General features: G+C 65.7%; 11 protein-coding genes and 2 pseudogenes. 9 read left to right on the top strand and 4 right to left on the bottom strand.

The annotated features are described in order from the left end of the window. Positions 1-175 precede the first annotated feature (175 nt). Positions 176-494 (bottom strand): annotated as a pseudogene (locus ACSHXN_RS44900) (IS110 family transposase); the annotation flags it as partial. Between the two features lie 140 nt (positions 495-634). On the opposite strand from ACSHXN_RS44900, the gene ACSHXN_RS44895 reads away from it, so the two are divergent. The 5 genes from ACSHXN_RS44895 to ACSHXN_RS44875 all read left to right on the top strand — a co-directional run bounded on the left by ACSHXN_RS44895 (position 635) and on the right by ACSHXN_RS44875 (position 8,597). Then, positions 635-2,524, top strand: a complete 1,890-nt coding sequence (locus ACSHXN_RS44895) for an AMP-dependent synthetase/ligase (RefSeq protein ID WP_438306719.1) — start codon at positions 635-637, stop codon at positions 2,522-2,524. Between the two features lie 271 nt (positions 2,525-2,795). After that, complete coding sequence (glsA, locus tag ACSHXN_RS44890; RefSeq protein ID WP_438306718.1) at positions 2,796-4,454, top strand: glutaminase A; 1,659 nt, start codon at positions 2,796-2,798, stop codon at positions 4,452-4,454. Positions 4,455-4,692: 238 nt separating this feature from the next. After that, on the top strand, positions 4,693-5,949 hold the full coding sequence (locus tag ACSHXN_RS44885; protein ID WP_438306717.1) for an ammonium transporter: 1,257 nt from the start codon (positions 4,693-4,695) through the stop codon (positions 5,947-5,949). Between the two features lie 134 nt (positions 5,950-6,083). Further along, positions 6,084-7,103 carry a glutamine synthetase gene (glnII, locus tag ACSHXN_RS44880; RefSeq protein WP_438306716.1) on the top strand — a complete coding sequence of 340 codons (1,020 nt, stop codon included), beginning with the start codon at positions 6,084-6,086 and terminating at the stop codon, positions 7,101-7,103. A gap of 465 nt (positions 7,104-7,568) precedes the next feature. After that, positions 7,569-8,597 (top strand): hypothetical protein, encoded by a 1,029-nt coding sequence (locus tag ACSHXN_RS44875; protein ID WP_438306715.1) that lies wholly within the window; start codon positions 7,569-7,571, stop codon positions 8,595-8,597. A gap of 251 nt (positions 8,598-8,848) precedes the next feature. On the opposite strand, the gene ACSHXN_RS44870 is transcribed toward ACSHXN_RS44875, so the two are convergent. Further along, positions 8,849-10,219 carry an IS1380 family transposase gene (locus tag ACSHXN_RS44870; RefSeq protein WP_438306888.1) on the bottom strand — a complete coding sequence of 457 codons (1,371 nt, stop codon included), beginning with the start codon at positions 10,217-10,219 and terminating at the stop codon, positions 8,849-8,851. Positions 10,220-10,427: 208 nt separating this feature from the next. Next, positions 10,428-10,580, bottom strand: a pseudogene (locus tag ACSHXN_RS44865) (ATP-binding protein); the annotation flags it as partial. 145 nt (positions 10,581-10,725) lie between these two features. On the opposite strand from ACSHXN_RS44865, the gene ACSHXN_RS44860 reads away from it, so the two are divergent. The 4 genes from ACSHXN_RS44860 to ACSHXN_RS44845 all read left to right on the top strand — a co-directional run bounded on the left by ACSHXN_RS44860 (position 10,726) and on the right by ACSHXN_RS44845 (position 13,799). Next, positions 10,726-11,790 (top strand): tyrosine-type recombinase/integrase, encoded by a 1,065-nt coding sequence (locus ACSHXN_RS44860; protein WP_438306714.1) that lies wholly within the window; start codon positions 10,726-10,728, stop codon positions 11,788-11,790. After that, positions 11,787-12,101, top strand: coding sequence for a helix-turn-helix domain-containing protein (locus ACSHXN_RS44855; protein WP_438306713.1), 315 nt, complete (start codon positions 11,787-11,789; stop codon positions 12,099-12,101). Before ACSHXN_RS44860 ends, ACSHXN_RS44855 begins: the two co-directional genes overlap by 4 nt. A 403-nt stretch (positions 12,102-12,504) precedes the next feature. Beyond that, positions 12,505-13,062, top strand: a complete 558-nt coding sequence (locus tag ACSHXN_RS44850; protein WP_438306712.1) for a hypothetical protein — start codon at positions 12,505-12,507, stop codon at positions 13,060-13,062. Further along, the gene (locus tag ACSHXN_RS44845) at positions 13,059-13,799 is read left to right on the top strand and encodes a hypothetical protein (protein ID WP_438306711.1); all 741 of its coding nucleotides are present in this window, start codon (positions 13,059-13,061) and stop codon (positions 13,797-13,799) included. Before ACSHXN_RS44850 ends, ACSHXN_RS44845 begins: the two co-directional genes overlap by 4 nt. On the opposite strand, the gene ACSHXN_RS44840 is transcribed toward ACSHXN_RS44845, so the two are convergent. Continuing rightward, a complete protein-coding gene (locus tag ACSHXN_RS44840) occupies positions 13,753-14,139 on the bottom strand; it encodes a barstar family protein (protein WP_438306710.1) in 387 nt (128 codons plus the stop codon). The two genes, ACSHXN_RS44845 and ACSHXN_RS44840, sit on opposite strands and share 47 nt — an antisense overlap. Between the last annotated feature and the right edge of the window lie 92 nt (positions 14,140-14,231).

Here is a 14,231-nt window from a genome sequence, read left to right as displayed (position 1 = left end):
GAGCACCACGACCACGCACCCGGTCTACGTTGAGGCCTCGACGGCCCAGCTGCCCTTGGATGTCACGGTCTGGTACTCGAACGCTCCGAGAAGCACCCGCTCCTGCAGAACGCTCATAACTACGGATTAGGTCTGGCGCACGCCGTCGGCGTCGGTGATCCGCAACTGGGCTCCGGGCAGCCGGCGTCTGGTAGCCGGACAGCAGCACAGCGGGCCTATGCTCGTCAGTTCCAGAGCTTGTTCCAGGGCCGGAAAGATGCCCAGCACCTGCGCGTGCAGACGATTGGTCGTGTCCGTTCCTTGACCAGATCGGCCCGTCGGTCGGTCATCATCCGCAGTTCGGCGGTCAGCTCGCTCTCCGGCGTCAGGACGTGGAGGTCGCGGCGCATAGGTGCCTGATCAGCGATGACCCGGGCGTCCTTCGCATCGGGTTTGCCCAGGCCGCGGTAGCCGGCCGATGCCCGAATCACCGCGAGGCCGGGCAGATAGACGACGAAAGTCAGCCAGCGACCGAACTTTCCCGGCTTGCACCGCATCTTGTGGGTATGAGATCAACTACTGCGGTCATGAGTGCTGGACGGCATACGGGAGCCGCCACGGATGGGGCGAGGAACGTCATCGTCGACGGCATGTCGTGAGCGGCACGCAGAACTTGATTGGGGACCGGCCGCCGTCCGTCGCGGCCCTCTTCGTTGAGCGCGTCACGGCCACGCCCGACGCGGAGGCCTACCGCTTTCCCGTCATGTCGGCTTCCGGCCAGGCCCCTGACGAGTGGCGCTCCCTAAGCTGGAGTGAGGCGGCCGCGCAGGTGTACGCCGTAGCGGCCGGCCTGATCGAGCTGGGCGTGCGCTCCGAAGAGCGCGTCGCCATCGCCGCCACCACCCGCGTCGAGTGGATCCTCGCCGACCTCGGCGTCATGTGCGCAGGCGCTGCGACCACCACGGTCTACCCCGCGACCAATCATGAGGAGGCCGGGTACATCCTCGCCGACTCCGACAGTCGGGTGCTGATCGCCGAGGACGCCGCCCAGTTGGCCAAGGCGCGCGAGAGCCGGGCCGAACTGCCCAACCTCGCCCACGTCGTGGTCATCGAGTCGGCCGACGCCCAGCCTGCCGAAGGTGACCCGGAAGGCTGGGTCCTCTCGCTTGCGGACTTGCAGACCCGCGGGCGCGCGCTGCTCGCCGAGCGGCCGGACGCGGTCACGGAGCGGATCAAAGCCGTTCGCTCCGACCAGCTCGCCACTCTCATCTACACCTCGGGGACCACAGGCCGCCCCAAGGGGGTGCGGCTGCTGCACGACAGCTGGTCGTACATGGCAAAGGCCATCATGGCGACCGGCCTGATCAGGAACGACGACGTTCAATACCTCTGGCTGCCGTTGGCGCATGTCTTCGGCAAGGTGCTCACGTCCGGCCACATCGAGGCCGGGCACGTCACTGCAGTGGATGGGCGCGTCGACCGGATCATCGAGAACCTGCCGGCAGTCCGACCGACCTATATGGCTGCCGTGCCCAGGATCTTCGAGAAGCTCTACAACGGGGTTGCCGCCAAGGCGCACGCGGGTGGTCGGGTCAAGTACAGGACCTTCCAGTGGGCGGCCAAGGTAGCTCGCGAATACGCCAAGGTCTCGCAGGAAAACTTCCGTCGTACCGACCCGGCGACCATCCCGTTTCCTCTTAGGGCCCAACACAAGGTCGCCGACGCCCTTGTCTACTCCAAGTTGCGCAAGGCCTTCGGCGGGCGGCTGCGCACCGCGGTCTCCGGCTCCGCCGCGCTGGCCCCCGACATCGGCTTCTTCTTCTCCGGCGCAGGCGTCCACATCCTGGAGGGCTACGGCCTGACTGAGTCCAGCGCCGCGAGCTTCGTCAACCCCGGAGAGGGACATCGCACCGGTACGGTAGGGAAGCCGCTGCCCGGTACGGAGGTGCGGATCGCCGCCGACGGCGAGATTCTGCTCCGGAGTCCCGGGATCATGGCTGGCTATCACAAACTGCCCAAGGAGACCGCTGAAGTCCTAGAGGCCGACGGCTGGTTCCACACGGGTGACATCGGCGAACTGTCCGTCGACGGCTTCCTCCGGATCACCGACCGCAAAAAGGACCTGATCAAAACCTCCGGGGGCAAATATGTCGCGCCGGCCAAGATCGAGGGCAGCTTCAAGGCATTGTGCCCGTTTGTATCCAACGTCTTCGTGTACGGCGCCGACCGTAATTTTTGCACCGCGCTTATCGCCCTCGACGCCCCGACGATCCTCCGATGGGCTACGGAGAACGGCATGGAAGGCATGACCTACCAGGACGTCGTCGCTTCCTCGGCAACCGTAGCGCTCATCGAGGGCTACGTTAACGAGCTCAATCAAAAGCTGCAAAGCTGGCAGACGGTGAAAAAGTTCCGGTTGCTGCCGCGGGACCTGGACATCAAGCACGGTGAGCTGACGCCAAGTCTGAAGCTCAAGAGGCCCGTCGTGGAGCGGGAGTACAAGGATCTACTGGAGGACATGTACGCGGGCTCCAGGTTGTCCTGATCGTTCTCGCGGTTGGTCGAGTACCGATAGTTCTCGGACTGCTCGGTCACTATGCGGTCCCGGCTTGGAACCTGGGTGCGGTCCGGAACGAGCGCCGCTCGCGTCGTTGGAATCCCTCGGCTGCTGGACGTCCCCGCCTGGCGCATCCGCGAGAACAGCACCCGCGAATCCGCCCACCGCAGTCTCTGCCGCTGTCCACCCGACCTCGCCGGGGGGAGAGCCGCTCCGGTTATGAGGCTCAATCTTCTGTCTAGGAAATGGATGCTTTGCCATGCCCGCAACAAGGAAGGCCGGCCCCCGGCTGCAAGATATCGGCGCCGTGCCATCCAAGGGCCAGGGTGCGGGGTCAGATGACGGCAAATTCGGTCTCGGGTACTACGCCAAGTTGTTCACGTCTCTGGGGGTCGGCGAGGACGGCAAGGTTGGTGTGACCGAACTCCTCTCAAGGCTACGCGAGTCGGGTATCTCAGAGAGTGATCCGCGGGTGGTCGAGGTTTGGGCGGAGCTGCGACGGAGTGTGGACATCGAGGGGAATTCCCGCATTGACCTCAACCGCTTCATCGCACTGTGCAAGAAGGCCAGCGTCGTCGCCAAAGCGATCAAGGGCGGCTTCGTCATTCCGGACTTCGGTGCCCTGCAGCGGGAGATCTCCGCGATCTATGAAGGACTTAGGCGGGTCGACACCGGGCACGTCGCCAACTACATCCCGCAGCTGGGACGGGTCGATCCGGAGAAATTTGGAGTCGCCGTATGTACCACGGACGGCCAACGGTTCGCGGTCGGCGACGCGGACACTCAATTCTGTGTCCAGTCGATATGCAAACCGATCAACTACTGCCTGACTCTCGAAGAGCACGGCGCGGAACTCGTGCACCGGCATGTGGGCCGAGAGCCCAGTGGCCGGGGGTTCAACGAACTGACCCTGAACAGTGACGGCTTGCCTCACAACCCTATGATCAACTCCGGCGCAATCATGGCGTGTTCGTTGATCCGGCCCCAGCAGGACATGGCCGACCGGTTCGACTACGTGGCCGATACCTGGCAACGGCTCTCCGGCGGGGGCGCGGTCGGCTTCAACAACGCCGTGTACCTCTCCGAGCGCCGCACTGCAGACCGGAACTTCGCGCTCGGCTACTTCATGCGGGAGCACGGCTCCTTCCCGGAGTCGACGGATCTGGTGGAGACGCTGGAGTTCTACTTCCAGTGCTGCTCGATCGAGGTCGACGCGCGGTCGCTGTCGGTGGTGGCAGCATCGCTGGCAAACGGTGGAGTCAACCCGCTGACCGGGGACCGCGTGTTCTCCGCCGACACGGTGCGCAAGTGCCTGTCATTGATGTCTTCATGCGGGATGTACGACTACTCGGGCGAGTTCGCGTTCACGATCGGGCTGCCGGCCAAGAGCGGGGTGTCGGGCGGCCTGATGATCGTCATCCCCGGGGTGATGGGCATCTGCGTGTGGTCCCCGCGGTTGGACGCGCTGGGGAACACGGTGCGCGGGGTCGCGTTCTGCAAGGAGCTTGTGGCCCGTTTCAACTTCCACGTCTACGACTCCTTCGCCGCCGGAGAAGTGTCCGGCAAACGCGACCCACGGCGTGGCAAGAACGAAGAGGAGATCGCCTCCACCATGAGGCTGCTGTGGGCTGCCAGTCAGGGCGATCTGGACGATCTGCGAATCGCGCTGGCGACCGGGAAGGACCCTAACTCCACCGACTACGACAAACGCACCGCCCTGCACCTGGCTGCCTCGGAGGGATATCTGGAGATCGTCCAGTACCTACTGAGCAACGGTGCCGACCCGAAGGCCACCGACCGCTGGGGCGGCACGGCTCAAACTGATGCGGCACGAGGTGGCCACGAAGAGGTGACACGGTTGCTTGAAGCGGTCCTCGAGGACACCCCACGCGCGATTCCCGAACAGCAGCCTTGCTGACGACCAGCGGTGATTGGCCACCCCGAGAACTGGACCAACCTAGGCGAGGGCCACATCCCCGAGCCGGAACGCAAGCCGAGCGCCGCCTTCCCGAACCACCGTGGAGTCGTGCGGCTCTTCGCCGCCGCCGCACCTGCCACCACAGGGAAAACCTCCTCTGAGCCCAGAGGCCCCGCACAAGACATGTGCTCAATCCGCCGGTTTACGGCGGCTTTCCGCAACACAAGGAGTGATTTCGATGCCGACGGGCTTCGATTCGGGCGACACATCGTTCGTCCTGATCAGCGCCGCCCTGGTGATGCTGATGACGCCCGGCCTGGCCTTCTTCTACGGAGGCATGGTCAGGGTCAAGAGCGTGCTGAACATGCTGCTGATGAGCTTCATCAGCCTCGGCGTCGTCAGTGTGTTGTGGGTGGCCTACGGCTACTCCCTGACCTTCGGTGACGACACCGGCGCCGGACTCGTCGGCGACCTTGGTCTGGCAGGAATGAACGGCATCTCCGGAGAGAGCTTGACCGGCACCATCCCGGTGTTCGCCTTCGCCGTCTTTCAGTTGATGTTCGCGGTCATCACGCCGGCGCTGATCAGCGGCGCGATCGCGGACCGGGCCAAGTTCGGCGCCTGGATGTTGTTCATCGCCCTGTGGGTGAGCCTGGTCTACTTCCCGGTCGCGCACTGGGTGTGGCAGTCCGACGGCTGGATATACAAGCTTGGCGTGAAAGACTTCGCCGGAGGCACCGCCGTGCACATCAACGCCGGCATGGCGGCGCTGGGCGCGCTCCTGGTGCTGGGCAAACGCGTCGGGTTCAAGAAGGAGCCCATGCGCCCGCACAGCCTGCCGCTCGTGATGCTCGGCTCCGGGCTGCTTTGGTTTGGTTGGTTTGGGTTCAACGCCGGATCGGCTCTGGCCGCGAACGGCACAGCCAGCATCGCCCTCCTCAACACCCAGGTCGCTACCGGCGCCGCCATGCTCGGCTGGCTGGCATGGGAACGCTTGCGTCAGGGCAGCTTCACCTCACTCGGCGCGGCCTGCGGCGCCGTCGCCGGCCTGGTCGCCATCACCCCCGCCTGCGCTGCTGTTGGCATTTGGGGCGCGATCGCCATCGGCGCCATCGCCGGTGTGGTGTGCGCGTGGGCGGTCAGCTTGAAGGACCGCCTCGGCTACGACGACTCCCTGGACGTAGTGGGCGTCCACGCGGTCGGCGGCATCGTCGGCACCCTCCTGATCGGCCTCTTCGACACCGCTGACGGCCTGATCGCGGGCGCTGGCCCCGCACAACTGGGCCGGCAGGCCGTTGGAGCGCTCGCCGTAGCCGCCTACTCTCTGGCGGCCTCATGGCTGCTGGCCAAGGTCATCGACCTCACCGTCGGCTTCCGCGTCCCCCGACATCACGAAGTCGCCGGCATCGACCTGTTCCTCCACGCAGAAAACGCCTACGAACTCACGACCGTCAAGGAAATCCAGCACTCACCGGCACCCGGCACATCCTACTGACCACACGACATATACGGGGACCGGTTCGCGGACATGACAGACCGGCGGGGCACAGGCCGTCCCCCGAATCTCGCACTGCCTTCATCACTAACGTCCTGCCTCAGCGCAGGCTCAACTCACGGAAAGAAGCGAAAGTGGCTTTCAAGGCTGAATACATCTGGATCGACGGCACCGAGCTGACCGCCAAGCTGCGCTCGAAGACCAAGATCCTCGCCGACGGCGCGGAGCCCGGTGTGTGGGGCTTCGACGGCTCCAGCACCAACCAGGCCGAGGGACACAGCTCGGACCGCGTGCTCAAGCCGGTCGCCACCTACCCGGACCCGATCCGCGGTGGGGACAACCTGCTGGTGCTGTGCGAGGTCTACGACATCGACGGGACCCCGCACGCCTCCAACACCCGCGCACTGCTGCGCCCGGTCGCCGAGCGCTTCGCCGGCCAGGAGCCGCTGTTCGGCATCGAGCAGGAGTACACCTTCTTCCAGGGCTCACGTCCGCTGGGCTTCCCCGAGACGGGCTACCCGGCCCCGCAGGGTGGCTATTACTGCGGTGTCGGCGCGGACGAGATCTTCGGCCGGGAGATCGTCGAGGCGCACCTCGACAACTGCCTCGCTGCGGGCCTGGGCATCTCCGGTATCAACGCTGAGGTTATGCCCGGCCAGTGGGAGTTCCAGGTCGGCCCGCTGTCCCCGCTGGAGGTCGCCGACCAGCTGTGGGTCGCGCGCTGGCTGCTCTACCGCACCGCCGAGGACTTCGGGATCTCCGCGACGCTGGACCCCAAGCCGGCCAAGGGTGACTGGAACGGCGCCGGCGCCCACACCAACTTCTCCACTAAGGCCATGCGCGAGGGCTACGACGCGATCATCGAGGCCTGCGAGGCCCTGGGCCGCGACGACAAGCCGGCCGAGCACATCCGCAGCTACGGTGCCGATGTCGAGGCCCGCCTGACCGGCGCCCACGAGACCGCCCCGTGGAGCGAGTACAGCTACGGCGTGTCCAACCGCGGCGCCTCCGTCCGCATCCCCTGGCAGGTCGAGGTCGACAAGAAGGGCTACATCGAGGACCGGCGCCCCAACGCCAACGTCGACCCCTACACCGTCACCCGCCTCATGGTCGGCACCTGCTGCTCAGCGCTGGAGAAGGCCGAACTCGTCTGACAATCCGCACCGTCGATGATCCGGTCTGCCCGCTTACGTCGAGATGGTCGATGACCTCGGCGAGCGTACTCAGCCGGACGTTGGAGTCAAGAGACCACTCCGGACGGCCGAATCAAGGTCCTGATGGTTACGGACGACAACCAGAGCGACATGCAGACCACCCGGTTGTACGGGATGACCATAAGCCTGCCGGAGCTCTGATTCCGCGGCTCAATCACCTCAACGCGGAACCGTGCAGCCCAGACGGCAAAGGTGAATCGCCAGAGCTTGGATAGCGAGGACCACGAGGATCGGGCAAGTATCAGCCAATTTTTGGCGGAATTTTCCGATCAGGTGCGGTCAGAATACCGTCGACTCCCGGTCCATATGGATTCCCCGATGAGTTGGGATCCTGCCGGCCTGCAGTTTTAGCTGTTTCTTCTACTGTGCCCACAAAACAAAGGCGCTCGGAGGTTCGAATATTTTATGAAGCATCTCGTCTCGCGAGGAAGGCTCTGGGTGCCGACGCTCTTGAGTGCACTTGCGATCAGCATAGTGGTCATTTCCCCTGGGGCCGCCCAAGCAGCCTCCAGTCAGCCTGGCGAGTACATCAACTACGCCAATGAAATGGTTGGGGGCCAGCCGCTGAGGGCAAACGGGCCCGTCTCTCAAGCGGGCGATACTGCAGGTAATTTCGTCACAGTGTGGCGAGGTTACGACAACGACGGTATTTGGCTCTCATTTAATAACGGAAGCCCCATTGCAATAAGCAACTCGGCTACTACGCAGGCAGGTCCTCGTGTCGTGTGGGACGGTGTACGTTTCGTCCTGTACCACACAGGCACTAACGGTCAGATATACGAGGCAACAGGGTGGGGAGATAACCGGGCATGGTGGGGCTCGTGGAGTGCGGTTCCGAACGCGCGAACGAATCCCAATCTTTCACCTGCTGCGGCAAGTGACGGAAAGCAGGGGGTGATGCTGATGTGGAAGGGGCAAGGCCAAGACGATCAGATAGTTTACTCATGGCGCGACGGAAGCCAGCGTTATGGCACCCCGCTCACAACAGGGAATAATATCCAGCGTCAGACGAAAAGCTCACCCGCAGTAGCCTACGACAAGGTTTCCAACAGATTTTTCGTGGCCTTCCGGAACGTGCAAAACCGTCCGGCTTATACCTGGACTGCGGCGGGACAAAACATATGGGATACGCCTCAAGTGCCGAATCGGGCGGTTCAAGACGTCTTCACCGATATGGGTCCAGCGGTTGTTGTGCATGGTGGGGTGCTCGTGCTTGCCGCCACTGAAAGAGGGCAGGGGACCAGCGCCTTTGTGCGAGTAAGTACAGCTAGCAAAGACGTCATCGGGGGCTGGACCCAAGAAGCGAGTAAAATGCCCACGAATAGCCCCAGCTGGCTAGTAGGTGCTAACAACGGCGCCGCTGTAGTCAGCATCGCAACCGCTTGGGATGGCTGGGTGTACTGGAAGGCCATTATCGCGCCTATCGCCTGGTAACCTGAATCGCGATGGATTGAATCCCCAGTAGGTGAGTTGGAGAAAGTCCGGCCGCGCCGTCGGGGAGTTATATCGATCTAGCCTCGATCTTGCATGAGGGCCCGTCAGCTTGCTGACGGGCCCTTCCGTTTGTTCGAGACGAGGATTTCTGCGGGTGGGCAGGTTGGTGACCCGGCTGTCGCGTCGGGTGGGCGCCGGCTTCCACGCTCCGGTGTGGTGGTGTGGTTCGTAGGGACGGGAAACGGTGCTGGTCAGCCGGGGTTCGGCAGGGCTTGTAGCCGGTTGAGGGCATCTGTGATCACCTGGGTCCAGGGCCAGTGCCGGGCCAGGCGGAGGATGCGGCGGCGGCCGGTGGTGACGAGTTGGGCGGCGGCGGAGAAGAGCCGCAGCCGCAGGCGGCGGGGTTCCCAGAGCCGGGCGGATCCGGTGAGGGCGAGCATTGGCATCCAGGCGAGCAGGTCGAGAGCGGTCTGGACGATCTCCAGCCAGATCTGGTTCTGCGCGGCGTCATGGAGGGGCAGGTTGCGCAGGCCGGTGGCCCGGGCGACGCGGATGCGGTCCTCGGCGCGGGCCCGCTGGCGGTGCCGCAGCTCCAGCTCCGCAATCTTCTGGCCGGTGGTGTTGGTGGCGAAGCAGGTCAAACGCATCCCGTCAGCGTCGGTGAAGCGCAGCTGGGCGCCCGGGTGCGGGCGTTCCTTGCGGACGATCAACCGCATCCCCGTGGGCCAGCCCTTGAGGCAGTCGCTGCCGGCGTCGAGTTCGGCGACCCAGGCGCCGTCACGGACCTCGCCGTCTGGCTCGACGGCCGGGGTCCACGCCGACGCGGGGACCTTCAAGACGGCCTGGTGGATGGCGTCGGTGATGGTCATACCGACCGAGTACGACAGCCACCTCCCACGCGCCGCGAGCCAGGCCACAAACTCATGCGTGCCACCGCCGGAGTCACAACGGATCAGCGTCTTGCGTCCGCGCCGGTACTGCTTGGGTAGCTGGGCCAGGGCCACTTTCGCAGCCTCGATGTGGTCCGCAGCGGTATTGGAGCCTGCGTTCCCGGGCCGCAGCAGGCCCACCACCGGTTCCCCCGATCCGCCCCGTCCGTGGTCGACGAAGCCCATCAGCGGGTGGTGGCCGTAGGTCTTCTTCCAGGTCGCGGCGGCGTCTTGCTTGTCGGAGTGCGCGATGACCAGCACCCCGTCCAGGTCCACGATCACCTGTCCGTCGGCGTCCGGTGCCGAGCTGCCAGCCAACTTCCAGACTGCTTCGCGGACTTCGGCTCGCGCGGTCCGGATCGCCGTCAGTGCCCGCTTCCCGCCCGCGGCGAGTGTGTCGATGAGCCGGGAGACGGTCGGATCGGAGGCGACCGGCCCGAACACGGCCGGCTCGGCCCGAAGCATCGCGACATCGGCCAGGCAGTCCCCGCCGAGGGCGACCGCGAGCGCCACGTCCAGCAGGATCTTGCCCGGATCGTGCACGGCCCGCGGCTTGCGCCACGGTGCCAGCGCTGCTGATGTCGCCGCATCCAGGCCGGTCTTGCGGGCCGTTTCCACCAGCAGCACGGGCCCGGCCTGGGAGACCACCGACCGGCCGTCGCCCTCGATGCGGACACAGGGGTACGACCCGATACGCTTGTCGGGTAGCCCCGGTGCATTGCTGCACCAGGGCCCCTCAGAACCGGACGTGCCCGCTTTCCGGGCATCTCGGCTCAAGCAAGCCCTGAAGGCTCTCGGGTGTGCTGATTTCTCGCGCTGCCCGCCGTATGTCGGTAACGGCTGAATCGTGGACCGTTTGCACCGAATGAAAAGTGGTCCTCGCGCTGTCAGTTGATGTTGGTCATTCCCCGGTGTTGGCCGCGGGAACCCGGCCGAGGTCGCGGCCGCGCATGCGGTAGCTGTCGCCCTTGAGTGAGATGACCTCGGCGTGGTGGACGAGGCGGTCGATCATCGCGGCGGCGACGGTGTCGTCGCCGAAGACCTCGCCCCAGCGATCTGGGGCTGGCACATGTTCCTTTTCGAGGATCGCTGCTGCCACCGGCCCGTATCCATCTCCTGCGGTCCTCGTTGGTCTTCATGGTGGTGCTCGGATTTTCCAGGTGCTGCCTTGATCGGTGAGGTGCGAGGAAGGTGTGCCGGTGACATCCCAGTTGCGGGTGATCGAGGGTGGTGCCGTCCTGCTGGAGCCGGTGACTGCCGATCCGTGGGAGTTTCAGGCCGAGTGTGTCGAGGCGTTCGTCGCCTCGTGGCGGGCCCGCGGGTTCAGCCCGGTGACGGTCGAGAACGACATTGGCCTGCTGGAACGGACGCTGAACGCGCTGGGTCGGCCCGCATGGGACGTCACCCCGGAGGACATCGACCGGGTCGTCGGCGACCTGGCCCTCGCCGGGCGGGCGGCATCGACCCGGCGCGAGTATGTGCAGATCTTCAAGGGCTTTCACCGGTTCCTGCAGGTTCGCAAGTCCGTTGAGATCGAAGCGGGGTTCGGTGTCCGTCTGGTCTGCCCGGTGGACGAGTTCAACGCCGCGCGGCATGTCGGGGACGACTCGCCGGCTCAACTGCCGCCGCCGACCCCAGAACGGGTGGCGGAGTTCTTCGACTTCCTCAAGGCCCGGATCGCCACCGCCCGCAAGTACGGGCCCGCGGCCCGGGACTATGCCATGTTCCGGACCCTCTATCACGCCGGCCTGCGCTCGGAAGAGGCGTCCCTGCTGGACCGTCCCGACGTCCACTTCTCGCGGGGCCCGTTCGGAAAGCTCCATGTGCGATTCGGCAACGGCGCTCGCACCTCCGGCCCGCGGCCGCGCTGGGTGCCCATGCTGGACGGCCTGGATCTCGTCCTGCGCTGGTTCCTCGACGATGTGCGGGGCAAGTTCCCCAACTCGCCGGTGCTGTTCGCGGATGAGTCCGGCGGCAGCCTGCACCGCGGGACGATCCGCAACCGCCTGCGCTATCTGATGGAACTCGAAGGACGCCCTGCCGCCGACCGGTTCAGCCCGCATGCCCTGCGGCGGGCCTGCGCGACCCACAACTACGAACGCGGTGTGGACCTCGTGGCGATCCAGCAACTCCTCGGTCACTGGACGGTCGGCTCGACCATGAGATACGTCCGGCCGTCCGCGACGTTCATCGAGGACGCCTATCGCCGCGCGGTGACCACCACGCTGGGCGAACTCTCGGCCGAGGAGGGCAGCCCCGCATGAAGATCCGATGGCGTCTGCGGATGGCCGCCGCCCAGCGTGAGGTCTGGACCGGCACCCAGCTGCAGCGGCTCCTGGCCGAACGTGCCGGCCTGCCGATGTCCTCCGCATCGGTGTCCGCGCTGTTCACCAAGGAGCCCTCCCAGGTGAAGATGTCCACTCTGATCGCGTTGTGCACCGCGCTGGAATGCACTCCCAACGACCTGTTCGAGGTCGACACCACCCCCGTCGATCGCCCTGCCGCCCCACCGCGGCCAGTCGCTGACCTGCCCAAGGCGGCCTCCGCCCACGGCCGTTCGATGCCGCCGCTCTGACCCGGGTGGCATCGTGGGCGTCAAACAGAGCGACTGCGTCGGCTTCGGGGCCCCGGTCGGCTTCATCGACCGGCAGTACTGCTGTCGCTGCACGGCCCGGCAGAAGGAAGCGGCGGCCAGGGCCGGGTGCCCCCGCTGCGGCCAGCAGCGCGTCCTCCAGGAGGACACCGGCCGGTGTATCACCTGCTCACGCGTGTGCACCGCCTGCGGCCATCCGGTGAGAGACAAGACAGCGACGTTGTGCCGGGACTGCTCGCGCACGGCTGAACGCGAAACCGCCAAGGCGCCCTGTCCTCGGTGCGGTCGGCCCGGCTATCTGCGCGAGGACACCGGATGGTGCGGGCACTGCTCGCGTCCCCGCCAGACCAAGCAGCCGCCCCGGCCCTGCCGCGAATGCGGCCGCGTGCGGCGGCATGCCGGGCTGGGTCTGTGCTCAGCCTGCTGGCAGCGCCATCCCGACCGGCCCTTCGTCCGAGCGGAGAACCTGATCGCCGAACTCGGTGAACCCCCGGACTGGCTGCGGGACTTCGCGGCCGATCTCGCCGCCAAGTACTGCGTCAGCCGCGCCTGCACGATGATCAGCTCCCTGGGGCGACTTCTCCTGGACGGGCAGCCCAACCACCCGCAGGCTCTGCTCGAACGCTCCCGTCGTTCCGGACGCTCGATGGGCTCCCTCGCCCGCGCACTGGAAACCTTCTTCACCGGTCACGGCATGGCCATGGCCACCGATCAGGCCGAACGGCTCGCCGCCGGCCGCCGACAGCGCCGCATCGATGCAGTCCCCGAGACCCTGAGGCCAACGGTCGACGCATTCGCCGACTTCATGATGCGCTCGCGCGAGAGAGCCCGCCGTGCCGGAACACGACCTCGCAGCGATGGAACCATCGAGACGGCACTGGCCATCATGCGTGACCTCGCCCGCTTCCTCGCCGGCGAACGCGGCAAGCAGGACTGGGCGTGACCGATGTCCACGACGTCGAAGCCTTCCTCGCCGGCTCGCCCAAGGCCCGGAAACGTCGGCTGGTCGTGCTCGGGCAGTTCTTCCGTTTCGCGCGTTCCCGGAAGATCGTGCTGGTGGATCCCACCCGGGGTCTGACCTCCCGAGGACCGAGCGGCTTCACCGGAGCGACGCTGACACTCGACCAGCAACGCGTCCTCTTCCGTCGCTGGACCACCGATCCGGCCGTCCACCCGCACGAGGCCCTGCTGGGCATGCTCGCGCTGTTGCATGGCGCATCGAGCCGCGAGGTCAAGATGCTGCAGACCTCTGACCTCGACCCTCACGCCCGGACTACCCGGCTCGGCGACCGTCCGCATCCTGTTCCCCTGGACCCGGCGTTATGGGCCGTGCTGGAACGCTGTCTGGCTCACCGCGAAGCCCAGCGGACCGATAATCCCCACGTCATGGTCACCCGCCAGACGAAGTCCGGCCGGGGACCCGCCTCCACCCCCTATGTCAGCCACGTCCTTGACGCCTGCGGCTTCCCGCCCCGCATGATCCGCTGCACTCGACTGCTTGACCTGGTCAACACCATGGATCCCAAGCTCGTCGCCGCCGCGTTCGGCATGGACCCCGAAGCCACTATGATCTATCTCGCAGACCACGTCGATGAGGGCCGTTGCCGGAGCGGTGAAGACCTGGCAATGATGGTTACTGAAGCCGCAGGACGCCAGGGGCACGATCCTCGAAGATCGTGATCAGCCAGTCGAAGACGGTCGGCCCGTGCTCTGTATGCGCCGCAGCCAGATCCGCGCTGACAGCAGGGCGGTTCGTGGGATGGCACCGTGAGAGGCGGATCTCCAGCTGGCGAGCCGTCTCCGGATAGCCCAGATACTCGCGAGACGCCTGGTGGTCACGCCATTCAACAACGTAGTCATCATCGTCGGGCTGTCCGAAGCCGCCACTGAGGCAGTCAGCGAAGGCGTCGAGGTTCTTGCCGAAGTAGCCTCCAGGGCCATTGACCGCCTCGCCCATGAGTCGCCAAAAGTCTTCCAGCGTCCTCACCTGGCTGCCGTCTAGCACATATATCGCCGTCACGGCACGAAGGATACGTCCAGCTCGATGAGCTACCTCTCCCATTTGAACCCGTGCTGTTCAGCCGCCGCCTGGCACAGGTTCGCCGGAACATG

Origin of the sequence: Streptomyces sp. HUAS TT11 (genome assembly GCF_051553595.1) — a bacterium.
GTDB lineage: Bacteria > Actinomycetota > Actinomycetes > Streptomycetales > Streptomycetaceae > Streptomyces.
This window is presented reverse-complemented; position numbering and strand designations above follow the sequence as displayed.